General features: G+C 63.2%; 24 protein-coding genes. 5 read left to right on the top strand and 19 right to left on the bottom strand.

The annotated features are described in order from the left end of the window. The 3 genes from CK218_RS23215 to CK218_RS23205 form a co-directional block, all read right to left on the bottom strand. Window positions 1–1,910: potassium transporter Kup (locus CK218_RS23215; RefSeq protein ID WP_095829010.1), on the bottom strand; the 1,910-nt coding region annotated here is incomplete at its 3' end. 148 nt (window positions 1,911–2,058) lie between these two features. Beyond that, on the bottom strand, window positions 2,059–3,963 hold the full coding sequence (locus CK218_RS23210; RefSeq protein ID WP_095829009.1) for a potassium transporter Kup: 1,905 nt from the start codon (window positions 3,961–3,963) through the stop codon (window positions 2,059–2,061). A gap of 83 nt (window positions 3,964–4,046) precedes the next feature. Beyond that, the gene (locus CK218_RS23205; protein ID WP_095829008.1) at window positions 4,047–4,787 is read right to left on the bottom strand and encodes a pyridoxine 5'-phosphate synthase; all 741 of its coding nucleotides are present in this window, start codon (window positions 4,785–4,787) and stop codon (window positions 4,047–4,049) included. Here CK218_RS23205 and CK218_RS23200 point away from each other — a divergent pair. Continuing rightward, window positions 4,786–5,298, top strand: a complete 513-nt coding sequence (locus CK218_RS23200; protein WP_348628732.1) for an STAS/SEC14 domain-containing protein — start codon at window positions 4,786–4,788, stop codon at window positions 5,296–5,298. The two genes, CK218_RS23205 and CK218_RS23200, sit on opposite strands and share 2 nt — an antisense overlap. Before the next feature lie 104 nt (window positions 5,299–5,402). Here CK218_RS23200 and CK218_RS23195 read toward each other — a convergent pair whose 3' ends face one another. From CK218_RS23195 to CK218_RS23145, 11 genes are all read right to left on the bottom strand, one after another. Further along, on the bottom strand, window positions 5,403–6,530 hold the full coding sequence (locus tag CK218_RS23195) for an ATP-dependent RecD-like DNA helicase (RefSeq protein WP_095829021.1): 1,128 nt from the start codon (window positions 6,528–6,530) through the stop codon (window positions 5,403–5,405). A gap of 142 nt (window positions 6,531–6,672) precedes the next feature. After that, window positions 6,673–7,023 carry a nitrile hydratase accessory protein gene (locus CK218_RS23190; protein ID WP_095829006.1) on the bottom strand — a complete coding sequence of 117 codons (351 nt, stop codon included), beginning with the start codon at window positions 7,021–7,023 and terminating at the stop codon, window positions 6,673–6,675. Next, window positions 7,010–7,669: a nitrile hydratase subunit beta gene (gene nthB / locus CK218_RS23185; RefSeq protein ID WP_095829005.1), complete on the bottom strand. Its 660-nt coding sequence runs from the start codon at window positions 7,667–7,669 to the stop codon at window positions 7,010–7,012. Before nthB ends, CK218_RS23190 begins: the two co-directional genes overlap by 14 nt. Continuing rightward, window positions 7,666–8,271, bottom strand: a complete 606-nt coding sequence (gene nthA / locus CK218_RS23180; RefSeq protein ID WP_095829004.1) for a nitrile hydratase subunit alpha — start codon at window positions 8,269–8,271, stop codon at window positions 7,666–7,668. The genes nthB and nthA overlap by 4 nt, the downstream gene beginning before the upstream one ends. A 65-nt stretch (window positions 8,272–8,336) precedes the next feature. Beyond that, the gene (locus CK218_RS23175; RefSeq protein WP_095829003.1) at window positions 8,337–11,495 is read right to left on the bottom strand and encodes an efflux RND transporter permease subunit; all 3,159 of its coding nucleotides are present in this window, start codon (window positions 11,493–11,495) and stop codon (window positions 8,337–8,339) included. Further along, window positions 11,492–12,763 (bottom strand): efflux RND transporter periplasmic adaptor subunit, encoded by a 1,272-nt coding sequence (locus CK218_RS23170; protein WP_095829002.1) that lies wholly within the window; start codon window positions 12,761–12,763, stop codon window positions 11,492–11,494. Before CK218_RS23170 ends, CK218_RS23175 begins: the two co-directional genes overlap by 4 nt. 192 nt (window positions 12,764–12,955) lie before the next feature. After that, window positions 12,956–13,552: a LysE family translocator gene (locus CK218_RS23165; protein ID WP_095829020.1), complete on the bottom strand. Its 597-nt coding sequence runs from the start codon at window positions 13,550–13,552 to the stop codon at window positions 12,956–12,958. A 122-nt stretch (window positions 13,553–13,674) separates the two neighbouring features. Then, window positions 13,675–14,247: an acetolactate synthase small subunit gene (ilvN, locus tag CK218_RS23160; protein WP_059185300.1), complete on the bottom strand. Its 573-nt coding sequence runs from the start codon at window positions 14,245–14,247 to the stop codon at window positions 13,675–13,677. Window positions 14,248–14,324: 77 nt separating this feature from the next. After that, on the bottom strand, window positions 14,325–16,106 hold the full coding sequence (locus CK218_RS23155) for an acetolactate synthase 3 large subunit (protein ID WP_095829001.1): 1,782 nt from the start codon (window positions 16,104–16,106) through the stop codon (window positions 14,325–14,327). Between the two features lie 400 nt (window positions 16,107–16,506). Beyond that, on the bottom strand, window positions 16,507–17,097 hold the full coding sequence (locus CK218_RS23150) for an HD domain-containing protein (protein ID WP_095783770.1): 591 nt from the start codon (window positions 17,095–17,097) through the stop codon (window positions 16,507–16,509). Further along, window positions 17,094–18,245, bottom strand: a complete 1,152-nt coding sequence (locus tag CK218_RS23145) for a gamma-butyrobetaine dioxygenase (protein ID WP_095829000.1) — start codon at window positions 18,243–18,245, stop codon at window positions 17,094–17,096. The genes CK218_RS23150 and CK218_RS23145 overlap by 4 nt, the downstream gene beginning before the upstream one ends. A gap of 109 nt (window positions 18,246–18,354) precedes the next feature. Here CK218_RS23145 and CK218_RS23140 point away from each other — a divergent pair, with 109 nt between their 5' ends. Beyond that, the gene (locus CK218_RS23140) at window positions 18,355–19,239 is read left to right on the top strand and encodes a LysR family transcriptional regulator (protein WP_245435155.1); all 885 of its coding nucleotides are present in this window, start codon (window positions 18,355–18,357) and stop codon (window positions 19,237–19,239) included. Here CK218_RS23140 and CK218_RS23135 read toward each other — a convergent pair. The 3 genes from CK218_RS23135 to CK218_RS23125 are packed head-to-tail and all read right to left on the bottom strand — an operon-like array spanning window position 19,231 to window position 20,687. Continuing rightward, complete coding sequence (locus tag CK218_RS23135; protein ID WP_066990933.1) at window positions 19,231–19,770, bottom strand: GNAT family N-acetyltransferase; 540 nt, start codon at window positions 19,768–19,770, stop codon at window positions 19,231–19,233. The genes CK218_RS23140 and CK218_RS23135 overlap by 9 nt on opposite strands. A gap of 37 nt (window positions 19,771–19,807) precedes the next feature. Continuing rightward, the gene (locus tag CK218_RS23130; RefSeq protein WP_066990929.1) at window positions 19,808–20,116 is read right to left on the bottom strand and encodes a hypothetical protein; all 309 of its coding nucleotides are present in this window, start codon (window positions 20,114–20,116) and stop codon (window positions 19,808–19,810) included. A 4-nt stretch (window positions 20,117–20,120) separates the two neighbouring features. Then, window positions 20,121–20,687, bottom strand: a complete 567-nt coding sequence (locus CK218_RS23125) for an XRE family transcriptional regulator (protein WP_095779001.1) — start codon at window positions 20,685–20,687, stop codon at window positions 20,121–20,123. A 152-nt stretch (window positions 20,688–20,839) separates the two neighbouring features. Here CK218_RS23125 and CK218_RS23120 point away from each other — a divergent pair, with 152 nt between their 5' ends. Then, complete coding sequence (locus tag CK218_RS23120) at window positions 20,840–22,669, top strand: ATP-binding protein (RefSeq protein WP_095828999.1); 1,830 nt, start codon at window positions 20,840–20,842, stop codon at window positions 22,667–22,669. 212 nt (window positions 22,670–22,881) lie between these two features. On the opposite strand, the gene CK218_RS23115 is transcribed toward CK218_RS23120, so the two are convergent. Next, entirely contained in the window at window positions 22,882–23,673 is a 792-nt protein-coding gene (locus tag CK218_RS23115; RefSeq protein ID WP_066990920.1) for a GGDEF domain-containing protein, read from the bottom strand. A 123-nt stretch (window positions 23,674–23,796) separates the two neighbouring features. After that, window positions 23,797–24,741, bottom strand: a complete 945-nt coding sequence (gene miaA, locus CK218_RS23110) for a tRNA (adenosine(37)-N6)-dimethylallyltransferase MiaA (protein ID WP_095829018.1) — start codon at window positions 24,739–24,741, stop codon at window positions 23,797–23,799. On the opposite strand from miaA, the gene serB reads away from it, so the two are divergent. Continuing rightward, on the top strand, window positions 24,731–25,618 hold the full coding sequence (gene serB, locus CK218_RS23105; RefSeq protein WP_095829017.1) for a phosphoserine phosphatase SerB: 888 nt from the start codon (window positions 24,731–24,733) through the stop codon (window positions 25,616–25,618). The genes miaA and serB overlap by 11 nt on opposite strands. Continuing rightward, window positions 25,615–26,187: a GNAT family N-acetyltransferase gene (locus tag CK218_RS23100; RefSeq protein ID WP_095828998.1), complete on the top strand. Its 573-nt coding sequence runs from the start codon at window positions 25,615–25,617 to the stop codon at window positions 26,185–26,187. Before serB ends, CK218_RS23100 begins: the two co-directional genes overlap by 4 nt. Window positions 26,188–26,196: the final 9 nt, after the last annotated feature.

The following is a 26,196-nucleotide window of genomic DNA, read 5'->3' as shown; positions in this document are numbered from 1 at the left end:
GCGACCTGAGTGCCGATCTCGACCACGCGCCCGGTGGGGATCTGGAAATACTCTGTCGCATCCGCCGCCGTCTTCGCAAGGCCGATGAACAGCCTGTCTTGCCAGATCGGCATGCCGGAATTGGGCGAGGCCTTCAGCGAGCGCCGCGACAGGAAGAAGGACGTCGTCATGATGTCGAACTTCCATCCCTGCTTGCGGCAGATCGCCAGCGCGCGCGGAATATTCGGCTGCTCCATGTAGCCGAAGGTCAGCGTGACCCGCATGAACAGCTCGTTGACCGTCTCCATCTTCACCCGCTCGCTGTCCGGCACCACCGGCTGCGGTGCGGTCACCACCGAAAGAATGACATTCTTTTCGTGCAGCACCTTGTAGTGCTTCAGGCTGTGCATGAGCGCCGTCGGCGCGCTCAGCGGATCGCTGGTCAGGAACACGGCGGTGCCGGACACCAGCTGCGGCTTTTTCTTCAAAAGGTTCGCCGCCAGGAAGTCGAGCGGGATCTCGTTGCGTCGCGTCTTGTCGAACAGGTAGCGGCTGCCGCGCACCCAGGTCCACATGCCGAGGATGATGGCGAAAGCCACGGCGAGCGACGCCCAGCCGCCTTCGAAGACCTTGACGATGTTGGAGGCAAAGAAGCCGACATCGATGAGGGCAAACAGAGCCGTTAACGACACCGCGACCCAGAGCTGCCACTTCCAGATACGGGTCATGACGACGAAGAGGAGCACCGTCGTCACCAGCATATTGCCGGTCACCGAGATCCCGTAGGCCGAGGCAAGTCTGCTGGACGCGCCGAAACCGACCACCAGAAGCATCACCACCAGCGCCAGCAGCATGTTGACGCGCGGCATGTAGATCTGGCCCGACTGTTTTTCGGACGTATGCAGGATCTCCAGCCGCGGCAGCATGTTGAGCTGCACCGCCTGCCTGGTCAGCGAAAAGGCACCGGAGATCACCGCCTGGCTGGCGATAACGGTCGCTGCCGTCGCCAGAATCACCATCGGGATCAGCGCCCAGCCTTCATTCATCTCGAAAAACGGATGGCCGACGACACCGTTCTTGGCGAGCACGAAAGCGCCCTGCCCGGCATAGTTCAACAGCAGGCAGGGAAATACGATCGCCAGCCATGCCAGCACGATCGGCTTGCGCCCGAAATGGCCGAGGTCGGCGTAGAGTGCCTCCGCGCCGGTGACGGCCAGGAAAATGGCGCCGATCGTGACAAAGGCCACGTCCGGCGAATGGATCAGGAAGGCGACGATGTAGTGCGGGCTGATCGCCCAGAGGATTTCAGGATCGGCAATGATGTGGTTCAGCCCGGACAGGCCGATGGCGAGGAACCACACGGCGGTGATCGGCCCGAAGATCAAGGCAACACCACCTGTGCCGAACCGCTGCACCGCAAACAGAATGGCCAAGATGAGCAGCGTCAGCGGCACCACATAAGGCTGAAAGGCGGGTGTCACGACATTCATGCCTTCGACGGCCGAAAGCACGGAGATGGCCGGGGTGATCACGGCGTCGCCAAAGAAAAGCGAGGCGCCGGCGATGCCGATGGCCAGGATGATCGCCGAACGCGTCGCGAAAGTGCTGCGCGCCAGCGCCATCAGCGAGAGCACGCCGCCTTCGCCACGATTGTCGGCGCGCAGAACGAACATGATGTATTTGATCGTGACGATGATCGTCAGCGACCAGATGATCAGCGACAGCACGCCAAGAATATCGCCGCGATCGGCGACCTCACCGCGCGAGGAAGCAACGAGCGCCTCGCGGAACGCGTAGATCGGGCTGGTGCCGATATCACCATAGACGACACCCAGCGCGCCCAGCATCAGCACCTTGGTGCTGTGCTGCTCTATCTCCGGATGCCCCGTTTGCTCGACGGGTTCTGCCTCAGCACCATTGGCAAGGGCCATGACGACACTCCGATAAAATGCGCGGTGCTCTACGCTTGCTGCAGTGCAATATCAAGTGCCCTGGCGTTAGGGCTCCCATACCGCCAGTGCAAGGCTCGACCTGCAGAGGTCCATTCAAATCTATGGCACAATGTGGATGCTTGAAGGGTCAGATCGCGACCTGAGTGCCGATCTCGACCACGCGCCCGGTGGGGATCTGGAAATACTCTGTCGCATCCGCCGCCGTCTTCGCAAGGCCGATGAACAGCCTGTCTTGCCAGATCGGCATGCCGGAATTGGGCGAGGCCTTCAGCGAGCGCCGCGACAGGAAGAAGGACGTCGTCATGATGTCGAACTTCCATCCCTGTTTGCGGCAGATCGCCAGCGCGCGCGGAATATTCGGCTGCTCCATGTAGCCGAAGGTCAGCGTGACCCGCATGAACAGCTCGTTGACCGTCTCCATCTTCACCCGCTCGCTGTCCGGCACCACCGGCTGCGGTGCGGTCACCACCGAAAGAATGACATTCTTTTCGTGCAGCACCTTGTAGTGCTTCAGGCTGTGCATGAGCGCCGTCGGCGCGCTCAGCGGATCGCTGGTCAGGAACACGGCGGTGCCGGACACCAGCTGCGGCTTTTTCTTCAAAAGGTTCGCCGCCAGGAAGTCGAGCGGGATTTCGTTGCGGCGCGTCTTGTCGAATAGGTAGCGGGTGCCGCGAATCCAAGTCCACATGATCAGCCCCATGATCAAAGCGACAGTGATCGACACCCAACCGCCTTCGACCATCTTGACGACATTGGCCGAGAAGAAGCCGAGGTCGATGACGCCGAAGAGCAGCGCCAGCGCCAATGCGAGCGCCAGCTGCCATTTCCAGAGCCAGCGCATGACGACAAACAAGAGGATCGTCGTCATCAGCATCTCACCGGTCACCGAAATGCCATAGGCGGAGGCGAGCGCGCTCGAGCTGCCAAAACCGACGACCAGAAGCATCACGCCGAGCGCGACCAGCAGATTGACCCTCGGCATATAGATCTGGCCGCTTTGCATCTCGGATGTGTGCTGCACCTCGATGCGCGGCAGAAGATTGAGCTGCACCGCCTGTCTGGTCAGCGAGAAGGCGCCGGAGATCACCGCCTGGCTGGCGATGACCGTCGCCGCCGTTGCCAGGGCGACCATCGGCATCAGCCCCCATTCGGGAAGCATCTGGAAGAACGGGTTGGTCGGCTTGCCGCCGTGCGAGAGCACGAAGGCGCCCTGCCCGAAATAGTTGAGGAGCAGGCAAGGGAAAACGATGGAAAACCAGGCCAGCACGATTGGCTTGCGGCCGAAATGGCCAAGGTCGACATAGAGCGCCTCGGCGCCAGTGACCGCGAGGAAAACCGCGCCGACGGTGACGAAGGCGCCCGTCGGCGTGGTGGCCAGGTAATAGACCGCATAGTAGGGGTTTATAGCCAACAGGACGGACCAATCGTCGACGATGTGATAGAGGCCGGCAACGCCGATCGCCACGAACCATGTCGCCGTGATGGGTCCAAACACTGCCGCCACCTTGCCCGTGCCGAAACGCTGCACGGCGAAAAGCACCGCCAGAATCACCAGCGTGATCGGAACGACATAGGCATCGAGCGCCGGCGTGATGACTTCCAGGCCTTCAACCGCCGAAAGCACGGAGATCGCCGGCGTGATGATCGAATCGCCGAAGAAGAGGGCCGCGCCGCAGAGGCCGATCACCAGGATCAGGCTGGAGCCCTGCGGATAGGCGCTCCGTGCCAGCGCCATCAGCGACAGCGTGCCGCCCTCGCCCTTATTGTCGGCCCTCAGCACGAAGGCGACATATTTGATCGTGACGATGATGGTGAGCGCCCAGACGATCAGCGACAGCACGCCGAGCACATCGTTGCGGGCAACCACTCCCCCTGAAGCATGGAGAGCCTCTCGAAAGGCGTAGATCGGGCTCGTGCCGATATCGCCGTAGACGACGCCGAGCGCACCGAGCATCAGAACCTTGGTGCTGTGCTGCCGCTCGGCCTCGGCAGGTTCGAGGGATTCTGTTTCGCTGGCGTTGGCTAGCACCATGAACCCCACTTCATCAGATTCGCCACGCTCCGAGGCTGCCGCAAAGCGCGGAACACGCCGGAGCTACGCAAGGCTTCCTCGCCCTACCATCCGCAGGCCTTCAAGAACCGCCCAACCGTGCCGGCCATGCCATACTCCAGCGCATCCGCTGTCAACCCATGTCCGATCGATACTTCGGCCAATGCGGGGATGCGTTTGATCAGTGCAGGCAGATTGTTCACGGTCAAATCGTGGCCGGCATTGACCTGGAGCCCCGCCGCGAGTGCCGCGTCCGCGCTTTTTCCCAGTCTTTCCAATTCCTTGGCCGCCTTGGCGGAATCGGAATGGTAACCGCCATAGGGCCCGGTATAGAGCTCGATCCGGTCGGCGCCGGTATCGCGCGCGGCTTTCACGCCGGCCGCATCGGCGTCGGAAAACAGCGACACCCTAAATCCGCCCTTCTTCAGCCGCTTGACGATCGGTGTCAGGAACGCAGCCTGCGCGACGAAGTTCCAGCCGTGGTCTGACGTCGCCTGCGCCGGATCGTCGGGCACCAGTGTCACCTGCTCCGGCTGGTTCTTCTCGACAAGCGCTAGGAAATCCTCTGTCGGGTAGCCCTCGATGTTGAATTCCGTCTTTGGGAACTCATCGTCGATCAGCGCCCTGATCTCCGGCAGGTCGGAATGTCTCGTATGCCGCTCATCGGGGCGTGGATGGACGGTCAACCCATGCGCGCCGGCGGCAAGAGCGATGCGCCCCAGCCCTATGACGCTCGGCCACGGCAGGTCGCGGCGGTTGCGCAGCATGGCGACAGCGTTGAGGTTGACCGAAAGCTTTACAGGCATGAATTCGCATCCAGCTTGGTTTTGGCGGGCATCTATAGCGCCTTTGCAGGGAACAGATAGTGGGTTTCCGGTGTTCCAGAGACTAGCTGATGGCCAACACAAGGATCTGCCAGTGAATTTCCTCGAGGCGGTGCCGGCGATACGCCGCATTGAAACCAACCGTGACGCGCTTTTTGCCATCGACGTCGTCGGCGATGTCTCGCCGGCGGATGCGGAAAACCTGTTCGGCCTGCTGGAAGCTGCCTATGCCCTGCACCCGAGGATCGACGTGCTAGTGCGGCTGACTGACGAGGAGAGCGTCGATTGGGCCAACATCTCGCAAGAAACGCTGCAGCAAGGTGTGGCCGACGCGCTGGAGCATGTCGTCCGTTGCGCAGCTATCGGCGATCCGCGCTGGGCATCGCTTGTCGGCGACTTCTTTCCGAAGGTTCTGCCGTTCGAATTCCGGCATTTCACCAGTCAGGACGAAGCCGCGGCCTGGCAATGGCTAGATGCGAGGCCGGCAGAATAAGCGGACTGGAGCAATTCCATGAAAGGTGTGACGGCTTTCCGTTCGGAATTGCGCCAAAAGAACGAGCTAGAGGGGTTTACCGTTTCCTGACCCGGTGAACCGCTCTATCGCACGATCGTCAGCCGCTCGGCCGCACGCGTGATGGCCGTGTAGAGCCAGCGCTGCCGGGTCTCCTTGAAGGCCCAGCTCTCGTCGAACAGCACGACGTCATTCCACTGCGAGCCCTGCGCCTTGTGCGCGGTCAGCGCATAGCCGTAGTCGAAATCGTCGAATCGCTTCTTCTGCTGCCATGGAATCTCGGCATCCGGATCCTCGAACGCCGCCTTCAGCAGCTTGATCTTGGCAACGCCGCGGTCGGGATCGTCCTCCTCCGGCGAGACCAGCAGGTTGATGCCAGGCTTCACCGTCTCGCGCGACGAGGTCATCACTTTCCACAGCGATCCGTTGAGCAGCCCCTTGGCCGGATCGTTGCGCAGGCAGACCAGCTTGTCGCCGGCCTGCGGATAATCGGCGGAAAAGCCCTTCAGCTCGCGCAGGCGCTGGTTGTAGCGCCGCCGCGTGCGGTTGGTGCCGACCAGTACCTGATCGGCTTTCATCACCAGATCCTGCGTGACCCCTTCCCTGCCGATCACCTGCGCCGTGCCGTAGTCGCCATGCATGAACTCGCGGCCTTCGCGCACGTCGAGCGCCAGCCGGATGATCGGGTTGTCGCGCGCCTGGCGATGGATCTCGGTGAGCAGCACATCCGGCTCATGCTCGGTGAAGAAGCCGCCGCCGGAGATCGGCGGCAGCTGGGCCGGATCGCCGAGCACCAGGATCGGCGTGCCGAAGCTCATCAGATCGCGGCCGAGTTGCTCGTCGACCATGGAGCACTCGTCGATGACGACCAGCTTGGCGCGCACGATCGGACTTTGCCGGTTGAGTGAAAAGGTCGGCGACATCGAGGTCTTGCCGGTCACCTGGTCCTCGACCGATTCCTCGCCCTGCGGACGATAGATCAGCGAATGGATGGTGCGGGCGTTGGTCGCTCCTTTGGAGCGCAGCACCTGGGCAGCCTTGCCGGTGAAGGCCGCGAATTGCACCTGCCCGTCGACATGCTCGGCGAAATAGCGCGCAAGCGTCGTCTTGCCGGTGCCGGCATAGCCGAACAGGCGGAAGATCTGCGGCCGCCCGTCCTTCAGCCAGCGGCCGACCGCCTTCAAAGCCTCGTCCTGTTGAGGAGAGAATTCCATCAGTTCGACAGACCGGATTCGCGAGCGAAACACAAGGTTGCGTGCCATCACCGGCGTCGTCGGCGACGGTCTCATTCATTATCAGCTCGGCACGCTATCAGGCGCAAACGAGAACGTAAAGGGAACGCAGCTTGAGTCCGGGCTACCGGCGGGCTCCGGGATCATTCTCCAGCAGGATCGGCTTGCCGTGCGGCGTGGCGTGGGCGGCACGCTCCCAGGCGGCCGCGAGCGTATCGATCTCGTGCTTGCCGGCGACGCCCTTGGTCGCCAGCAATTTTTCCAGCGCCGACAGCCAGTGCTCGTAATAGTCGTGGCCGTCCCTCGCGGCGTCCGGCTTCTTCACTTCGGCGGACAGGGCGTCCGCCCACTCGCCCCACGAAAACAGGCCCTTGTCGTGCAGCGCCACCGTGATGGCGAAAGCCTCCGCCGGCCACGGTTCGGCGAACACCGGATCGTCGAAGCCGCCTGGCAGTTCGGTCTCATGCCGGCTCAAGGTAACTCTCCCAGGCGTCGATGGAGACGGTCAATGTCGGATCGGCGCCCTCGCCCCAGATCTCGGCGCCGTCGAAAACCACGGTATAGACCCATTGCGGGTTCTCGCCCTTGCCATGCGCGTTGCTGTCCGGGAACACGAAGCCGTCGCGAACGGCCTCGATCCTTCCGTTCTTGCCGCGCGCGTACCGCGGCAGGCGCGTATGGCCGGTGGGGCTGAAATTCTTCGTCCGCACGCGGTCGCCCGCCTGGAAGCGCGCCGGCGCAGCCACGGGACGGTCGCATGGCCCACCTTTGGCGAGCACGGCAGGCACATCGGCAGCCGTCAGCACGCGTTTGGGTGTCGCCGCCGGATCGACAGCCCTGCCGGCGAAAAGGTCGCGTTCCGTCACGAAGCCATGGCGCTTCAGGAGTACCTCAAGCGCCTGGATCCAGATCTGGTAATAGCTCGACGAATAATAGTCGGCGGGATGCAGCGATTCTCGCGCATGCCGGCTCTCGTCGATGTTCCAGGCACCCATGGCGCCGGCAGTGAGCGTGACGCCAAGCGCCCGCCGCTCCCAGGCAGCATGGAAGTAAGGCTCGTCCGTCTCGGGCGCGACCGGCCCGAACCCCATCTGCCCGCCGAGATCTTGCGGCCCGTTCATGCCGGCTCCTTCGCCAGCGCCGTGCCGATCATCGCATCGCGGCTGACCAGGCCGGCGAGTTGCTCCTCGCTCCAGCCCTCGGTGCCTTTCGGCCGCATCGGCACCACCAGATAGCGAAGCTCGGCCGTCGAATCCCAGACGCGGATTTTCCTGCCCGCAGGCAAGGTTAGCCCGAATTCTTCCAGCACGCCGCGCGGATCGATAACAGCCCGCGAACGATAGGGCGGCGCCTTGTACCAGACCGGCGGCAGGCCGAGCACGGACCACGGATAGCAGGAGCAGAGCGTGCAGACGACGAGGTTGTGCGTCTCCTGCGTGTTGAACACCGCCTGCATGTGCTCGCCCTGGCGCCCGGTATAGCCGAGCGAGGCAATTGCTGCCGTCGCGTCGCGCTTCAGCCATTCGGCATAGGCCGGATCGTTCCAGGCCTTCGCCACCACCCTGGCGCCGTTGCGTGGGCCGATTTTCGTCTCGTATGTATCGACGATGACGTCGATGGCCGCCGGATCGATCAGGCCCTTCTCGGTAAGGATCGTTTCCAATGCGCGCACGCGCGCCGCAAACGGATCGAGCTCGTTGTCGTGGTCGTGATCATGGGACATGGCGCAAGGTTACGATCGTGCGCACGCCCCCGCAAGCTCGGCACCTTGGGCCAGAGCCGGGCCGCCTATTCGGCGGCCAATTTTTTCGGCTCGGCATTTTCTCCGGGGTCGAAGAGCGAGGGCTGCTCGACCGGCTCGACCGCATGCAACTCCGGCCGGCTCTTCTTCGAGGAGAAGCTGAGCAGCCAACCGGAGAAATGCTCGAAATAGACATAGATGACCGGCGTGACGAACAGGGTCAGCGCCTGGGATGCGAGCAGGCCGCCGACCACCGCAACGCCGAGCGGCTGGCGCAGCTCGGCGCTGGCGCCGGTGCCGAGCGCGATCGGGAACGTGCCCATCAAGGCCGCCAGCGTCGTCATCATGATCGGCCGGAAACGCATCAGGCAGGCCTTGTGGATAGAGTCCAGCGCCGACATGCCCTCGCGCCTCAACTCCAGCGCCACGTCGATCATCATGATGCCGTTTTTCTTGACGATGCCGATCAGCATCAGGATGCCGATCACGGCTATGACCGACAGGTCCATGCCGAAGAGCCGCAATGCAACCACCGCGCCCAGTACCGCCGATGGCAGGCCCGTCAGAATGGTCAGCGGATGGATGAAGCTCTCGTAGAGCATGCCGAGCACAATGTAGATCGTGAGAATCGCGCCCCCGATCAGCAGCCCTTGGTTGGCAAGCGAATCCTGGAACGTCTTGGCGGTGCCGGCGAAGGTGGTGCCGATCGCCTGCGGCATGCCGATCTGGTCCTTGAGCTGGTTGATGCGGGTCACCGTGTCGCCGAGCGAGACACCCTGCGGCAGGTTGTACGAGATCGTCACCGCCGGCAACTGGCCAAGCTGGTTGACCGTCAAGGCGCCGGCTGTGCGATCGACCCGGGCGAAGGCACCGAGAGGAACGAGGCTGCCGCTCGCGGTTCTCACCTGAATGGCCAGCATGCGCTCCGGCGACCACTCGATCTTCGGATCGAGCTCGGTGATGACCTCGTAACTGTCGGCCGAGCCGAAAATGGTTGAGACCTGATCGGTCCCGAAGCCACCATAGAGGGCGGAGCGCAGCGTGTCCGTGTCGATACCGAGCTGAGCGGCCTTGTCGCGATCGACGACCAGCGACGCCTGCAGCGCGTTGTTCTGCAGATCACTTGTGACGTCGGTGAAGAATTTATGATCGGCGGCCATGGCGTCGTTCAATTTCTGCGCCCAAGCGTCCGTCGCGCCGTTATCGAGGCCTTGGACGACCAACTGATAGGCGCTGGCCGAGGAGCGCGAACCGAGCCTGAGGTTCTGCACCGGTTGCATATAGGTTTCGATGCCGGCGACGCCGGACAGCTGCCGCCTCAAATCGGAAAGCACCTTCTCTATGTCGGGACGCTTGTCCTTGTCCTTCAGTTGCACGAACAACTGTCCCTGATTGAGCGCATTATTGCCGCTGCCCACCGACCAGGCGACGTGATCGACGTAAGGCGAATGCGAGAAGACGTCGGCGACCTGGCTCTGCAGCTTCGTCATCGCGTCGAAGGAGATGTCCTGGCGGGCGATGGTGGTTACCGAGATCTGGCCTATGTCTTCTTGCGGGAAGAAGCCCTTCGGCGAAACCTGGATCAGCCAGACGGAGGCCGCCGCGGTGCCGACGAAGACCAGGAACACCAGGAAGGTGTGGCGCAGGCAGAAGCTCAGGATCCAGTCATAGCCACGCGTGATGAGATCATATCTGTGACCGTCGGCATGCGCCTCGCGATCGGCCTTGGTCACCGACAAAAGCCGCGAGCACAGCATCGGGGTCAGGGTCAGCGACACGAACATCGACGCCAGGATGGCGACCGTCACCACGACGGCGAATTCGTTGAAGATGCGCCCGATGACGCCGCCCATTAGAAGCACGGGGATGAACACCGCCACCAGCGAAATCGAAATCGAAATGATGGTGAAGCCGATCTCGCGCGCGCCCTTGAGCGCGGCGTCGAAAGCCGACAGCCCATCCTCTTCCATGTGGCGGAAGATGTTCTCGAGCATGACGATCGCGTCGTCGACGACGAGGCCGACGGCCAGCGTCAGACCCATCAGTGAGATGTTGTCGATCGAGAAGCCGAACAGGAACATCGCGCCGAGCGTCGCGATCAGCGAAATCGGCACGGCCACCGCCGGGATGATCGTTGCCGTGACGCGGCGCAGGAACACGAAGATCACCATCACCACCAACGCGATGGTCAGGAGCAGCGTGAACTGCACGTCGTCGACGGCCTGGCGGATCGAGGTAGAACGGTCGTTGAGCAGCTTGATGCTCGCGGCAGCCGGCATCTGGTCCTGGAAGGACGGCAGCATCGCCTTGACCTTGTCGACGACGTCGACCGTATTGGCGTCGGGCTGACGCTGCACGGCCATGATAATGGCGCGCGTGCCGTCATACCAACTCGCCGTCGTCGTGGTTTCGACCGAGTCGATGACGCGCGTGACCTCGCCCAGCCGCACCGGATGGCCGTTCTTGGTGGCGATGATAATGTTTGAAAAATCGGCGGCGTTCATCAACTGAGTGTTGGCCGTGATCGTCAGCTGCTGCTTGTCGTTCTGCAGCACGCCGAGCGGGGTGTTGCTGTTGGCCGAGGCCACGGCCGTCTGCAACTGGTCGATCGAGATGCCGCGCGCGGCGAGCGCGGTCGGATCGATTTGGATGCGCACCGCATATTTTTGCTGTCCGTAGATCGAAACCTGCGCAACGCCATCGATGGTCGATAGCGAGGGCGAGATGACGTTTTCGGCGAAGGCGTCGAGGTCGGTGAGTGGAACGGTGTCGCTGACCAGCGACATCAGAAGAATCGGCGCATCGGCCGGATTGACCTTGCGATAGCTTGGCGGCGCCGTCATTTGCGGCGGCAGCGATTTTTGCGTGCGCGCAATGGCTGCCTGAACGTCCGCGGCAGCCGCGTCGATGTCGCGGTTGAGCACGAACTGGATGGCGATCGAGGTCTGGCCCAGCGAGTTGGTGGTCGAAATCGAATCGATGCCGGCAATGGTTGCGAACTGCTTGATCAGCGGCGTCGCGACCGAGGTCGCCATGGTCTCCGGCGAAGCGCCGGCCAGTTGGGCCGAGACATTCACCACCGGGAACTCCGCGCTGGGCAGCGCGGCAACCGGCAGGAACTTGTAAGCGAACAGTCCGCCCAGCACGAGGGCGAACGACATCAGCAGCGTGGCGACGGGCTTTCGTATGCAGAATTCGGAAATCATGGGCGGGCCTCGCCGGCCTTGTCGGCTTGTGCGACCTTAGGCGAATTTTGATCGCCACTGTTGCTCGCTGTCTTGCCTTCGTGCACCGTCGCGCCGTCCTTTAGCCTTGTCTGGCCTTCGACCACCACTTTCTCGCCGCCCTTGAGGCCTTGGCTGATGGCGCTGTTATCGCCCTCCGTCAGCGCCACCTGCACCGGCCGCATCTCGACCGTGTTGTCCGGCTTGACCACATAGACGAAGGGACCTTTCTGGCTCGGCTGCACCGCGACCGTCGGCACCGAGGTCATCTGCGGCATCGTGCCGGCATCAAGGATGACGTTCACATACTGCCCCGGCCAAAGCGAAAGATCGGAGTTCGGTATGCTCGCCCGCGTGGCGATGGTGCCGGAGGCGGTGTCGACGCTGGAATCGACGAAATCGAGCGTGCCCTTGCCGATCGGCGTCGGATCGCCGTCCTTGGTCAGCGTCACGTCGCCTTGCTGTGGGCTCGCCAACGCCTTGTGCAATAAAGCAAGGTTGCTTTCCGGCAGAGTGAAATTCACCTGCAGCGGGTCCATCTGTGTGATGGTCACAAGCGGCGTCGTGGTGCTTGAGCCGTTGCTGGTGGTGACGAGATCCCCGACCGAGACGTTGACCGCCCCCAGCCTGCCTGAGATGGGCGCGCTGATGGTCGCGTAGCTTAACTGGACCGTATCGGCGTCGATCGTCGCCTTGTCGGCATCGATGGTGGCGGCCGCGGCCTTCTGCGCCGCCAGTGCCTGGTCGTAAGTCTGCTGCGTGCCAGCCTGCTTGGCGACAAGGTCCTTGGCGCGCTGAAGATCCGCCGTAGCGCTCACCAGCAGGGCCTGGTCCTTGACCAGCGTCGCCTGGTCCTTGGCAAGCTGCGCCTTCAGCGCGCGGTCATCGAGCGAGAAGAGAAGGTCGCCGGCCTTGACCATTTGCCCGTCCTTCACCGCGATCGACACGATCTGGCTGGAGACACGGGCATTCACGCTGACCACCGACGGTGAGGAGACGAAGCCGATGGCGTAGCGACGGATCGGAAAATCGGCGGTCGTCGCAGCTGCCGAAACGATCGAGGCCGAACGCGCGCCGCCAGCGCCGCCCTTCTGGCTGCCCGATGCCTTGGTCGTGTCGGCGCCGGCTGCGTCGGCCTGCTGGCCGGAGATCAGCTGCTGCACCCTGCCCATCGTGGCGGGTGACAGATAAAGGCAGACACCTGCAAGGCAGGCCAGAGCAACGACTGTAAAGGCGATTTTTCCGCGCATCGACAACTGGCCCTCTATCCGACACGCCGAAACCGGTGGTCTATTCTCAGCTCATTTCACGGCCGTTGCCGCGAATTTCGCCGAATAGATAGGACAAGGCTTTGGCGGAAAAGGGCCAAAACGCGGGATTACGAAGATTTAATATGCACTGCACAATTGTTGTGCAGCCGGCTAACGTGCCGTGGCGATCCCTTAACGCAGCATCGGCCAGAGCGTCGCTGCGAGCAGCAGACCCATTCCTATGTTGAACCATTTCAGCCGCACGGGATCCGAAAGGAAGCCGCGCAGCGCGGTGCCGAACCCGGCCCACACCGAAACGCTGGGCAGGTTGACGATGGTGAAGGCGATCGAAATCAGCGCCACCGAGACGAACGGATGATCCGGATTGGTGTAGACGGCCATGGCAGTGATCGCCATCACCCACGCCTTCGGATTGACCCATTGGAACGCGGCGGCATCGATGAAGCGCATCGGCCGCGCCTCCGCCCCGCCCTTGCCATCCATCGAGCGCGACATGCCGATCCTCCAGGCAAGGTAGAGCAAATAGGCGGCGCCGGCGATTTTCAGCGCCGTATGCAGCACCGGAAACGCTGTCAGCACCGCGCCGAGTCCGAAGCCGACGGCGAGCAGCAGAACCAGAAAACCGATGCTGATGCCGAGCATATGCGGAACCGTTCTGAGGATGCCGAAATTGACGCCAGAGGCCAGCAGCATGAGATTGTTCGGCCCTGGCGTGATCGACGTCACGAAGGCATAGACCAGGAGTGCAAGGAACGCGTTGACGGACATCATATCCTCTCCGGATAGGTCAGCTATATTGTCCTTTTTCGGCAGGTGCGCAAAAGCCACGGACGGGTCGACCGCCGGGCCAGCGAGGAGAAGTTGAAGCAGTCGGAGCGGTGGTGGCGCGCCTACATCCCCTGCGGGCCGCGGTTCATGGCTGCGACACCGGTGCGGCAGATCTCGACCAGGCCGAGCGGCTTCATGATGGCAATGAACTGGTCGAGCTTGGAACCCTTGCCGGTGATTTCGAAGATGAAATGCTCGGTGTTGGCGTCGATGACCGACGCGCGGAAGGCATCGGCCAGCCGCAGCGCCTCGACGCGGGCGTCGCCGGTGCCGGCGACCTTGACGAGCGCAAGCTCGCGCTCCAGCGGCCGCTCCTGGCCGAGCTCGTGCGAGCGCACGGTGAGATCGACCACGCGGTGCACTGGCACGATCCGCTCGAGCTGGTGCTTGATCTGCTCCAGCACATGCGGCGTGCCGCGCGTCACGATGGTGATGCGCGACAAATGCTTCTCGTGCTCGGTCTCGGACACCGTAAGGCTTTCGATGTTGTAGCCGCGCCCCGAGAACAAGCCGATGACGCGGGCAAGCACGCCCGGCTCGTTGTCGACCAGCACGGAAAGCGTGTGCGTTTCCGGCTTTTCGGTTTCCTTGGCGATGAAGTAGGCGGAGCCGGTCGGCTGGAGCTGTGCGTTCATGACGTGAATCTCGATTTCAAACTTTGGCGCTAATTATCTGTTTCCACACGGCTTCCCGCCGCAGACGCTGCCTGCCGCTACACCAGTTCCCTGCCCTTGGCGTCGATGGCGTTGGCCACCGCCTCGTCGGTCGCCTCGTCAGGCAGGAGCATTTCGTTATGCGCCTTGCCGGACGGAATCATCGGGAAGCAGTTGGCGAGAGTCGCCACGCGGCAGTCGAATAGCACCGGCTTCTTCACCGAAATCATCTCGCGGATCGCGTCATCCAACTCGTCCGGCTTGTCGCAGCGTATGCCATGGCCGCCATAGGCGTCCGCCAGCTTGACGAAATCCGGCATCGCCTCGGTGTAGGAATGCGACAGCCGGTTGCCGTGCAGCAGTTGCTGCCACTGGCGCACCATGCCCATATACTGGTTGTTGAGGATGAAGATCTTGATCGGCGCGTCGTACTGCACGGCCGAGCTCATCTCCTGCATCGTCATCTGCACCGAAGCGTCGCCGGCGATGTCGATGACCAGCGCATTCGGATGTGCGATCTGCACGCCGAGCGCCGCCGGCAGGCCATATCCCATCGTGCCCAGGCCGCCCGAGGTCATCCAGCGGTTAGGCTTGTCGAAGTGATAGTGCTGCGCCGCCCACATCTGGTGCTGGCCGACTTCGGTGGTGATGTAGGTGTCCATATCCTTGGTCAGCGCATAGAGCCGCTGGATCGCATATTGCGGCATGATCACGTCGTTGTTCATCCTATAGGCGAGCGAATCCCGCGCGCGCCATTTCGCGATCTGCTCCCACCATGGATAGAGCGCCTTCTTGTCGGCCTTGGCAGTCGCCCGCCACAGCCGCACCAGATCCTCCAGCACGCGGCCGACATCGCCCAGGATCGGCACGTCGGCATGGACATTCTTGTTGATCGAGGACGGATCGATGTCGATATGGATCTTCTTCGAGTTCGGCGAGAACGCGGTCAGCCGGCCGGTGATGCGGTCGTCGAAGCGCGCGCCGATGCAGATCATCACGTCGCAATCATGCATGGCCATGTTGGCTTCGTAGGTGCCATGCATGCCGAGCATGCCGATCCAGTTCTTGCCCGAAGCCGGATAGGCACCGAGGCCCATCAGCGTCGAAGTGATCGGGAAGCCGGTGAGGTCGACCAGCTCGCGCAGCAGATGGCTGGCTTCCGGACCTGAATTGATGACGCCGCCGCCGCTGTAGATGATCGGCCTCTTCGCGCCGGCCATCAATTCGACGGCGGCCTTCACCTTCTCCAGATCGCCCTGGACCTTCGGCTGATAGCTGGTGCGCGGCGCCGTCTGCGGCGGCACGTAGATGCCCTTGGCGAACTGCACGTCCTTCGGAATGTCGACCACGACCGGGCCCGGGCGGCCGGTGGTCGCGACATGGAAGGCTTCATGGATGGTGGCAGCCAACTCGTTGACGTCCTTCACCAGCCAATTGTGCTTGGTGCAGGGGCGCGTGATGCCGACGGTGTCGCATTCCTGGAAGGCGTCGGAGCCGATCAGCGAGGTCGGCACCTGACCGGTGAGACAGACCAGCGGAATGGAATCCATCAGCGCGTCCTGCAGCGGCGTCACCGCATTGGTGGCCCCGGGGCCGGACGTGACCAGCAGCACGCCGGCCTTGCCGGTCGAACGCGCATAACCTTCGGCGGCATGGCCGGCACCCTGCTCGTGCCTGACCAGAATGTGCTCGACCTCATCCTGCTGGAAGATCTCGTCATAGATCGGAAGGACCGCGCCGCCCGGATAGCCGAAGACATGCTTGACGCCGTTGTCCTTCAGCGCCTGCACCACCATTTCGGCGCCCGTCATTTCGCGCCGCTCGTTATGTCCGTTGCTCATCGGTCTGGTCCCGTACTGTTCGCCATCTGGCGATTTGCTGGTCGTTTAGTTGGGCTTTGGGCAATAAAAAAGGCCCCCGAGGGAGCCTGTGGGATGCGCATGGGAGGTTTTCGCCCGGCGGTTACACCGCCTTGCCCACGCGCCAGCCTACGAGAATGAGTGCTGTTTTCATAGGCGCGGACAATAAGGTCGGTTCCGCGCCGCTGTCAACGGGCAATCTGTCGGTCCCATTGTTCAGCGGCGCGGATTGTTCAGGCCGCCAGCACCACACCCCTTGCCTGGTTGCCGCCAACGCATTTTGCCGGGTATGTCGAGACTCATGATGTTGCCGAGAAAACATCTCTAGTCTTCGGCGGCGCACTATTGTCGGCAAGTGTGCCGGGTGGGGCGGCGCCGGTGATCACGTCGCGCTTTGGGTCGCGAACTTTTTCACCACCCGCTCCAGCAGCGGCACGTAGTCGCGAAAGGCGCGCGTCTTCATGTTGGCGACCTTGCCACCCTCGTCCCAGATGCGCACACGCACGGCTTCCTGATGGAATGGATTGCTGCGGAACTCCGCCACCTCCTCCGCGCTCATCGGCCCGCCCTGCAGCGACAGCGTATGGACCGAGGCCGGCGACAGCTTGCCGAAATAGGAGGGATCGGTGGCGCAGAGATAACGCTTGGCCGCAACATGCAGCCTGACGCATTCGACGATGACCGGCGGAAAGAACGGCGCCAGCACCTCGCCACCCGCCTCGTCGTGGTGCTTGTCCTCGACGTCGTCGGGCGAATAGGTGCCGAACTCGCTGGTGTAGTGGCCGATGTCGTGCAGCAGCGCCGCAGCCACAAGCTCCTCCGGCGCGCCATCCTGCTCGGCTAGCCACGCGCCCTGCAGCATATGCTCGGACATGGTGACCGGCTCGCCGAGATAGGATTCCGCGCCGCGACGCTCGAAAATGTCGGCGATGAACTCGACGATGTTGCCGGTGTTCAGTTCATTCGATTTCATTCGGCCGCCTCTCTGACATCGTGTTCGATTGCCGCCAGCGTGGACAGCAGGCCGTCCTTGTCGGCGTAGCAGCCCTGCAGCCAGCGCGTGCCGCTGCCGGAAAAGGCCTTGCGCGCATGCATGACGCGCGTGTTGTCGACGATGAACGACTGGCCCGCCTCGAGCTTGAAGGTCACCTCGAAGGCCGGATCCTCGATCAGTTCGGCGAACCGGCGATAGGCAGCGTAATATGCGTCCATTTCGGCGAACGGCACGTCGATGGTCGGCGCCAGCGAACGGTTGTTGAAGCGCACGCAGATGAGCTCGCCATCCGGTCCGAGCTCGATCATCGGGCGCTTGGACTGCAGCCGCACGCCCGATGAGCCGGCATATTCGAAGCGTGCCGGATAGGAGGAAAGCAACCGGAAGCCGTCCGAATTCTCGGCCTGCAGCGCGGCCGCCACCGCGAATCCGTCGACGACGCTGGATTCGCCGCCTTCCACCGTATTCTCGATACAGGCCAGGATCTGCAGCGTCGGCACCGGGTCGCGGTAGGGATTGTCGGTATGCGCCTGCAGGCCGAGATTGGTGTAGGCGAGATTGCTCGGATTGACCTCGGCGCGCACCTCGAACCAGCGCCCGTAATTGGTCTCCCTGATATATCCGAAGAGATCGGCCACGTTGCATAATGCCCCGGATTCGGCCGGCAGACCGTCCATGACGGCAAAGCCAAAGCTCCGCATCGCCGTCAGCCATTGCCGCAGAACATTCCTGTCCTCCCTGGCCTCAAGATAGGCCGCGCGCGGCACCGAACTCTGCATCGTGGCCTTGGTCCACCGCCGAATGTCGCTGCCGGTCCAGCCGGGCTGCCGATTTTCTTCACGGTCGTAAGTATGGCCACGAAGCCAGCTCGCGGGAAAGCTGACGGTCTTGTCTTCAGGCACGAACGTGACCACCAGCGCCTCGCCCTTGATCGAGGCCTCTCCGATCCGTGTCTCGGCCGGAATGTCCAGGATGGTGATCAGCCGCTGGCCGTTGCCGGCGCTGCGCGTCCTGTCGTCCAATGCGTTGTCGCGCAGCCACATGGCATTGAATCGGCTGCGTGTTCCGTCGTCCCAGCCAAGCGCGATCGTTTGCCCTTCGTCGCCAAGGATTGCTCTCGTCAGCATGTTTCTGAAACTCCCCTCTTGGGCCGTCGCCGCGGTATCGATTGCATGCTGTCTTTGCCAAAGGCATAATTCAAATTATTGTTTTTCACCCAATGCCGCCAAAAATCTAATGACTGGAAAGGCTGCCGATCTCATGCCTCCGCTCGACTGGCTACGCAGTTTCGAAGCGGCTGCGCGCCTGTCGAATTTCACCGCCGCGGCCGCCGAGCTCGGGCTCACGCAAGCCGCCGTCAGCCAGCACATCCGCTTTCTGGAAGAGCGTCTCAAGACGCGACTGTTCGCGCGGCTGGCACGCGGCGTGGCGTTGTCGCCGGAGGGCGCCGCCTATCTTCCCCACATCCAGTCGGCATTCGCGATCATCGGCAGCAGCACGAGCGAGTTGTTCGAGCCACGCGTCTTGCAAACCGTCACCATTCGCGTTCCGATTTCTTTCGCGCTGCTCGTGCTGGTCCCGGCTCTTCCCGATCTCGCAAAGGCGCTGCCGTGGATCAGGCTCGATCTGGTGACCATCCATCGGCCGACGGACTACGACGAGGCGGGCTCGACGCTCGACATCCGCTTCGGCAACGGTTCGTTTTCCGGGCGCGACGCCGACCGGTTGACGGTCGAGCGGCTCGTTCCGGTCGCGGCGCCGACCTTGGCCGGAAATGCCGAATGGACATCGCTGCCGCTGCTTTTGGTGGCGGGCGCGCGCGAGATGTGGGCGGAATGGTTCGCAGCCTCCGGCCTGGCCGGACAGTCCCAACGCTCGCATCGCTTCGACAGTTTTGTCGCCGCGATGGAAGCGGCGAAGTCCGGCACCGGAGCGCTGCTCGGCTCGCGGCCGCTCATCGAGGCCGCGCTTAAGGCCAATCTCCTTGTCAGGCTTTCCGAGTTCGAGCTTTCGAGCCCATCGGGTCACTTCCTGACGCGGCCATCGTCATCGCGGCTGTCCGGCGCCGAACAGGATTTTCGCCGCTGGCTTTTGTCGCGTCTCGCCAGCATTTCAGGATAGCGCCCGGGCCGGCTCCCCTATCCGCTTCCAATAGATGAGCGTGCCGGTGAGGCCACCATGCGGTTTCAGCGCATAGTCCGGAATCTCGCCGGTCAGCGAAAAGCCGAGTCTTTCGTAAAGGCCGCCGGCCCCCTCTTCGCTTGCTGTGTCCAACACCAGCAGGGTGCGCCCTTTCTTGACCGCCAGTTCCTCGGCGGCCCGCATCAGGCCGGTGGCAATACCTTTGCCGCGATAGTCGAGGCGGGTCATCAGCTTGGCGATCTCGGCGCGGTGCGGTTGGTTGGGCGGGCAGTCGAGAAGCAGTGTGACAGTGCCGACAAGCATCTCGCCATCCCATGCGCCCAGCAGCGCCCGTTCCCCGCGCGCCGCGGCAGCGAGCGATTTGCGCCAGAACTCATGGGCCGCATCGGGAGACAAGGGATGCATGAAGCTCACCGATCCGCCGGCGGCGACTGTCTCGATCAGCAGGTCGGCGAGCATTCCGCTGGTCTTTGCGTCGTCGTTCAACGCCCTGATTTCAAGGGGGGCCATGTCGGTGGTCTCCAGGTGATGAGGTGTCGGGCCACGCTCATCCGAAATGACTGCTCCGTCTTCGGCGGCGCGCCCTTCGGATTTCCGCGATACGCTCGGCATCGTCCTCGCTGAGGTGCCGCCCGCGCTCCAGGATCTCGAGCGTGTATTCCTCATAAGTGAGCCCAAGCCGCTCGGCCTTTTCCAGCCGCATCAGCATGACGGCGTGGCTCGGCGCCTTCCAGGCTTTGTCGTGGGCGGTGCGCCAGGCAAGAAAGATGTAGGGGTCGCCCTTGCCCCAGGGCGGACCTTCGTAGTCGTCGAGAGGCGGCCCGCCATTGTGGGACCGTTCAGGCCGGCGTGCCATGCGATCAGCCCCGGACCAGCGCCACCAGATACTCGGCGGCTTCCGGTCCCGGAGCGTGGAAGGTGCAGTCCGACGGGGCTCCGAGCGCCAGGCAGTCACCCGGCTCCAGCCTGTGCTCGACATTGCCTTCGGTGAAGTCCAGGCGGCCGCCGATCAGCCAGATCTGCTGCTTGATGAAGGCATAGGACGCTGCCGGGAATTCGACCTTGGCGCCTGCCGGCAGGCTGACCCGGATCAGTTCGAGCGGCATTTGCGTTGCCGGCGACAGATGGCGTCGCACATAGCCGGTCGCCGGATCCTGCCAGACCGGCTGCTCGTCCTTGCGGGACACACTGCCGCCCTGCATTTCGGCGCGGGCAATCAGCGTCGAGAGCGTCATGCCGAAAGCCGACGCAATGCGCACGAGGAGCGCCGCGGTCGGACTTGTCATGCCGCGCTCCATGGCGCTCAGCATCGCCTTGGAAACGTCGGAACGCTCGGCCAACTCGGCCAGCGACCATCCCCGCAAATCACGCTCGGAGCGTATCCGCCTGCCGATCGTGGACGTGATGTCGTTCGATATATCAGTCATTCATCCAATATATCGAAATTTCGGGATGAAGGAAGAGGCTGGTCGATCGCATTTTCGCGAGTGGTTTAACGGGCCCTACACCATCCGACCTCACGCGGCTTTAACCCCGATTGGGATAGCTTTGACCCCGAGGGGAATGGGACAGGTAACCGATGTTTGTTGAACGCGAAGCCTCCGTTGGGGAGCCGACCTCGCAGGAGCGCCGCGACGCCCAGCAGAGCGACAAGCGCATCCTGGGCAACGTCGTGCAATGCGACGGTGCGCGCGCTACCATCAGCGCCTATGCCGAAGATGCCGAAGGCACGGTGACCGGCCTGTGGACCGTCGGCAAGATGATTTCCATCAACCTTGGCGCGACGCGAACCGTTGGCCTTGTCTATGCGATCGGCAAGTCTGACCGCGCCTGGAGCAATGAGGGCCAGAACGCAATCGAGGTCAGCATCGAACTGATCGGCGAGGTGCGCGACGGCGCCGAGCCCAGCACCAAACCGGTCTTCGACCGCGGCATCACCACCTATCCGCATATCGGCGCGGTTGCCCACCGTATCCGCAGCCGCGACCTGCAGGCCGTCTACGATCTCGCCGGCCGCCATTCGATCACCATCGGCACGCTGTCCCAGGACGAGGCGATCGACGCCAACATCGCTGTCGACGACACGTTGGCGCGCCATTTCGCCATTGTCGGCACGACCGGCGTCGGCAAATCCACGGCTGTCTCGCTGCTGTTGCGCAAATCGATCGAGGCGCGGCCCGATCTGCGCGTGCTGATCCTCGACCCGCACAACGAGTTTGCTGCCTCGCTTCCGGAATACTGCGTGAAGGTCGATTCCAAGACGCTCGACCTGCCGTTCTGGATGTTCAGGCTGGAAGAATTCGCCGAGGTTCTGTTTCGCGGTCGAGAGACCGTTCCGGAGGAAGTCGACGTCCTGCGCGACCTCATCCCGGCCGCCAAGAACCTCTATCGCAACCCGAGCTCCGGCTCGTATATCAGGCGCGGCAGCGATGCGCTGACGGCGGACACGCCGGTGCCTTACCGCATCGCCGATCTGCTCAAGCAGATCGACGAGCGCATGGGTCTGCTCGAAAGCAAGAACGATCGGCCGACACTGAAGTCGCTGAGGACGCGCATCGAATCGGCCGCTTCCGACCCGCGCTACCGTTTCATGTTCAATTCGCGGCTGATCGAGGACACCATCCACGAGACGATCGGCAACATATTCCGCGTGCCGAACCATGGACGTCCGGTGACCTGCTTCGAGATGGCGGGCATGCCGTCCGAAGTCGTCAATTCGGTCTGTTCGGTGCTGGCGCGCCTCGCCTTCGACCTTGCGCTCTGGAGCGAGGGCCGGCTGCGGCTGCTCCTGCTTTGCGAGGAAGCGCACCGCTACATGCCTGCCGATCCGCGCCTCGGCTTCGCGCCGACCAGGCACGCTTTGTCGCGCATCGCCAAGGAAGGCCGCAAATATGGCTGCTATCTCGGCGTTGTGACCCAGCGTCCAGGCGAGCTCGATCCGACCATCCTGTCGCAATGCTCGACCTTCTTCGCCATGCGGCTCGCCAACGAGCAGGACCAGGCGATCATCCGCTCGGCGATCGCCGATTCCTCGGCCTCGACGCTGGCGTTCCTGTCCTCCATGGGCCAGCGCGAAGCCATTGCCTTCGGCGAAGGCGTGGCGACGACCATGCGGCTCAAATTCGAGAAACTGTCCCAGGAATTCATTCCCGGCACTGCGAAGCGGGAGCAGGCCTTGCCCGCGGAAGCCGGCGACGATGTCGATCTCGCCGGAATTGTCGAGCGTCTGCGCAACGTGCCGAAACCGCAGCAGTCGATCGCGTTCGCCGAGGCCGTCGATACCGGGCGCCAGGCTGGCGACCCCGATTACCGCAAGCCATCGGCGCCGCGCGTGCAGCCGGACGACGATTTCGACATGCGTTACGGCCTGAGGCCCTCGACCTTCGGCATGCGCCAGCAGAACGATTGATCGTTCTGCATCTTCGCGCCGACTGAGTCCCGGGCTGAGTCGACTGGAGTCGCTATCGAGGACCCGAGCGGAGCGGACATATAGTCCGTGAGCACGCGCATGACCCCGAAAATCGAGAACGCTTTTCGGAAAGGATCATAAGACATGCGGGCACGGTAGAAGCGCAGAACACGGCTCTAGGCGGCCAGCGTCAAGAATTTGATCATGGAATTTCAGGCGCAGACGCGGTTGCGGCCCTGCTTCTTCGCCTCGTAGAGCTGTCGGTCGGCGCGACGATAGAAGTCCTCGGCACTTTCCTTGCGGTCCCAGACGGCGAGGCCGACGCTGGTGGTGACCTTCAGCCGCACATTGCCCGACATGATCGACAGGTTGGCGATCGCCTTGCGGATGCGCTCGGCGAACCGCGCGAGCAGTTCCGCATCCATGTTGGGCGTGACCACGGCGAACTCCTCGCCGCCCAGCCTCGCCACCACATCGTGATAGCGGGTCATGCCCCGTACGCACTGCGCGACGGACCGCAGAACCTCGTCGCCGACATCGTGGCCATGCGTGTCGTTGACCTGCTTGAAATGATCGAGATCGAGGATCATCAGGCCCACCGGCTTGTCGATGCGGCCGAACTCGTCGAGATATTCCCGCAACGCGTCATCGAAGTAGCGGCGGTTCTGCATTCCGGTCAGGCCGTCGGTGAGCGCTGCGTGCTCAAGCGTTTGCGAACGGGCGCTCAGCGACACCGTCATGGCGCGCAACTTGCCCTCTTCCCTCACCTGGCCGCGGATCAGCGGGTAGATGAAGAAGGTTCCGAAGAACAGGGCAGCAGCCAGTAGCGCACCGGTCACGAACAGCAATTTGTTGAGATAGGCGATTCTGTCGAGGCGCGATGCGGTGTCGAGAGCGGTCGCGATATCCTGCAATTGGCCATAGGCGTGAAAGGTCACCAGGCCGGCGGCCAGGATCACGAAGATAAAGACGAAAAACGCGGATTCCGCCTTGTGAAAACGCATAACGCCCCGCGGTACTGCGACCGTCGCCGTTATGGCATGCCCGGCCTTACGGACGGTTAACCCGGACAACCGTGACGGGAAGCTGCACTCACAATTCCAAGCCCCTGATCAAATCGCATTCTATCAGTCCAGGATTGACCATTTCTCGCCCGGGCGTAACCTTTGCCACTCCGGTCCCAGTTGGTGTTTGAACCAGGTCGTCTGCCGCTTGGCATATTGGCGCGTGGCGATCTTGGCTCGCTCAATCGCTTCGGGAAAGCCCATGTGTCCGGCCATCGCGGCCTGCAGCTCGCGCACGCCGATCGCCTTCATCGCCGGCAGGTTCGGATCGAGGTCGAGCGCCATCAGCTGCCTGACCTCGTCGAGCGCGCCCTTGTCGAGCATTTGATCGAAACGCGCCCCGATACGCGCCACCAGTTCGCCGCGATCCGGCTCGATCACGAGGAAGCCTGCGCTGTCGCGGTCGATGAGCGGCTGGCCGCGTGCCGCCTGCCATTCAAGGATCGACCGTCCCGACGCGTCGAGCACCTCCAGCGCCCGCACAATGCGCTGGCCGTCGGTCGGCCGGATCTGCATGGCGACAGCGGAGTCCTGATGCATCAATATGAGGTGCAGCCGTTCTGCCCCTTGTTCCTTGAGTTCGTAGCGCCAGCGCTCACGCACCGAAGGTGGAATGTCGGGCATGTCCGAGATGCCTTCGGCTAAAGCGCGGAAATAGAGCCCGGTGCCGCCGACGAAGACAGCCGGCCGGCCGGACAAAATACCTTCCGCGATCAGCCCGGTGACGTCGCGCAGCCAGGCGCCGGTCGAGTAGGCTGTCGAAGGATGCACGTGGCCGTAGAGATAATGCGGCACGCGCGCCGTTTCGGCCGCGCTCGGACGCGCCGTCAGGACGTCAAGAACCGAATAGCCCTGCATGGAATCGGTGTTGACGATGACGCCGCCCTTGCGCTCGGCGATGTCCAGCGCCAGCGCCGACTTGCCGCTGGCGGTCGGCCCCGCTATCAGGATGGCGTTTTTCACGCGGCCTTCGCTCGCCTGCCTGCCGGAATTTTCGATGCCTCTGATCGCCACGCTTGTGTCCAATCCCAAAGACCGTCGAGTGTCGGTCCCGCTTGCGAATATCGCTTCGCGAGCGGCAGGCGCAAGCGCCGTTCATTGGCTGGCCGAGCATGTCGCCTGCGATCTGGTTTTGCCGGAGACGCCCGACATCGGCGAATTGACGGCCAATCTGCGCGCGGCATTGGCCTCCGAGCCGGTCGACATCATCGTCCAGCCGGCTGAAGGCAGGAGGAAGAAGATCCTGCTTGCCGATATGGATTCGACCATGATCGATCAGGAATGCATCGACGAGCTCGCCGACGAGATCGGCGTCAAGGACCGTGTCGCCGCGATCACCGCGCGGTCGATGAATGGCGAGATCGCATTCGAGCCGGCCTTGCGCGAGCGCGTTGCCTTGCTGAAAGGCCTCGACACGGCGGTGGTCGACCGCATCATCGCCAACCGGCTGACGCTGGCCGCCGGCGGCCGCGCGCTGGTGCAGACCATGCGTGCCAACGGCGCCTGGACGGCGCTGGTCTCAGGCGGCTTCGACGTCTTCACCAGCCGTATCGCCGCAATGCTGGGCTTCCAGGAGAACCGTGCCAACCGGCTGATCGAGGACGGCGGCAGATTCACCGGCACGGTGGCCGCGCCTATCCTCGGCCGCGCCGCCAAGGCCGAGGCGCTGCTCGACATCGCGGCAAGGCTGGGCGTGACGACGCAGGATGCCGTTGCAGTGGGCGACGGCGCCAATGACCTCGATATGATCCGCCTTGCCGGCACCGGCGTCGCGCTGCACGCCAAGCCGGCGGTGGCTGAGCAGGCAAGGATCCGCATCGATCACGGCGATCTGACCGCGCTGCTTTACCTCCAGGGCTATCGCCAGGGCGAGTTCGTGCAATGAAGCCGATCCGCACCGAGCGCCTCATCCTGCGCAATTGGGAACAGCGCGACCGCGCGCTCTTCCATCGCATCAACTCGGACGAGCGCGTGATGGAATTTTTTCCGTTCCGACGCGACCGGGCCGCGGCGGACGCAAAGATGGACGAGCTCCGCGCCTGGATCGATGAGCATGGCTACGGTTTCGCCGCCGCCGAGATTGCCGCCACCGGCGAGTGCATCGGCTTCGTCGGCCTCCTCCAAACCGATCATGTGCCCTCGCTGCCGGCCGGCACGATCGAGATCGGCTGGCGGCTGGCACCGGAATACTGGCGCAAGGGCTATGTCACCGAGGCATCCGAAGCCTGGCTCGCCTTCGGTTTCGAAACGCTGGAGCTGGACGAAATCGTCTCCTTTGCCGTCGCGGAAAACCATCGCTCGATCGCCGTCATGAAGCGGCTCGGCATGCGCGCCGACCCGGGCGCCGACTTTGACCATCCCGCCGTGCCGGACAGCCACCCTCATCTTAAGCGGCATGCGCTGTACCGGCTGTCGCGCGACGACTGGCAGGCGCGAAAAGGGGCGGCCCGCTAGCCGCCCATT

This window comes from Mesorhizobium sp. WSM3879 (genome assembly GCF_002294915.1).
Taxonomy (GTDB): domain Bacteria; phylum Pseudomonadota; class Alphaproteobacteria; order Rhizobiales; family Rhizobiaceae; genus Mesorhizobium.
Note: the sequence above shows the minus strand (reverse complement) of the source record. Positions and strands in the feature narration are given on the sequence as shown.

Excerpts from the sequence above, each read along its gene's own strand:
- CK218_RS23195 (WP_095829021.1), bottom strand. The coding sequence starts at position 6,530 with ATGGAATTCTCTCCTCAACAGGACGAGGCTTTGAAGGCGGTCGGCCGC.
- CK218_RS23145 (WP_095829000.1), bottom strand. The coding sequence starts at position 18,245 with ATGCTGACGAGAGCAATCCTTGGCGACGAAGGGCAAACGATCGCGCTT.
- CK218_RS23150 (WP_095783770.1), bottom strand. The coding sequence starts at position 17,097 with ATGAAATCGAATGAACTGAACACCGGCAACATCGTCGAGTTCATCGCC.
- serB (WP_095829017.1), top strand. The coding sequence starts at position 24,731 with ATGCCTCTGATCGCCACGCTTGTGTCCAATCCCAAAGACCGTCGAGTG.
- nthA (WP_095829004.1), bottom strand. The coding sequence starts at position 8,271 with ATGTCCCATGATCACGACCACGACAACGAGCTCGATCCGTTTGCGGCG.
- CK218_RS23200 (WP_348628732.1), top strand. The coding sequence starts at position 4,786 with ATGAATTCGCATCCAGCTTGGTTTTGGCGGGCATCTATAGCGCCTTTG.
- CK218_RS23210 (WP_095829009.1), bottom strand. The coding sequence starts at position 3,963 with ATGGTGCTAGCCAACGCCAGCGAAACAGAATCCCTCGAACCTGCCGAG.
- CK218_RS23170 (WP_095829002.1), bottom strand. The coding sequence starts at position 12,763 with ATGCGCGGAAAAATCGCCTTTACAGTCGTTGCTCTGGCCTGCCTTGCA.
- CK218_RS23140 (WP_245435155.1), top strand. The coding sequence starts at position 18,355 with ATGACTGGAAAGGCTGCCGATCTCATGCCTCCGCTCGACTGGCTACGC.
- CK218_RS23205 (WP_095829008.1), bottom strand. The coding sequence starts at position 4,787 with ATGCCTGTAAAGCTTTCGGTCAACCTCAACGCTGTCGCCATGCTGCGC.
- CK218_RS23115 (WP_066990920.1), bottom strand. The coding sequence starts at position 23,673 with ATGCGTTTTCACAAGGCGGAATCCGCGTTTTTCGTCTTTATCTTCGTG.
- CK218_RS23120 (WP_095828999.1), top strand. The coding sequence starts at position 20,840 with ATGTTTGTTGAACGCGAAGCCTCCGTTGGGGAGCCGACCTCGCAGGAG.
- CK218_RS23175 (WP_095829003.1), bottom strand. The coding sequence starts at position 11,495 with ATGATTTCCGAATTCTGCATACGAAAGCCCGTCGCCACGCTGCTGATG.
- CK218_RS23100 (WP_095828998.1), top strand. The coding sequence starts at position 25,615 with ATGAAGCCGATCCGCACCGAGCGCCTCATCCTGCGCAATTGGGAACAG.
- CK218_RS23155 (WP_095829001.1), bottom strand. The coding sequence starts at position 16,106 with ATGAGCAACGGACATAACGAGCGGCGCGAAATGACGGGCGCCGAAATG.
- CK218_RS23130 (WP_066990929.1), bottom strand. The coding sequence starts at position 20,116 with ATGGCACGCCGGCCTGAACGGTCCCACAATGGCGGGCCGCCTCTCGAC.
- ilvN (WP_059185300.1), bottom strand. The coding sequence starts at position 14,247 with ATGAACGCACAGCTCCAGCCGACCGGCTCCGCCTACTTCATCGCCAAG.
- CK218_RS23125 (WP_095779001.1), bottom strand. The coding sequence starts at position 20,687 with ATGACTGATATATCGAACGACATCACGTCCACGATCGGCAGGCGGATA.
- CK218_RS23135 (WP_066990933.1), bottom strand. The coding sequence starts at position 19,770 with ATGGCCCCCCTTGAAATCAGGGCGTTGAACGACGACGCAAAGACCAGC.
- CK218_RS23165 (WP_095829020.1), bottom strand. The coding sequence starts at position 13,552 with ATGTCCGTCAACGCGTTCCTTGCACTCCTGGTCTATGCCTTCGTGACG.
- nthB (WP_095829005.1), bottom strand. The coding sequence starts at position 7,669 with ATGAACGGGCCGCAAGATCTCGGCGGGCAGATGGGGTTCGGGCCGGTC.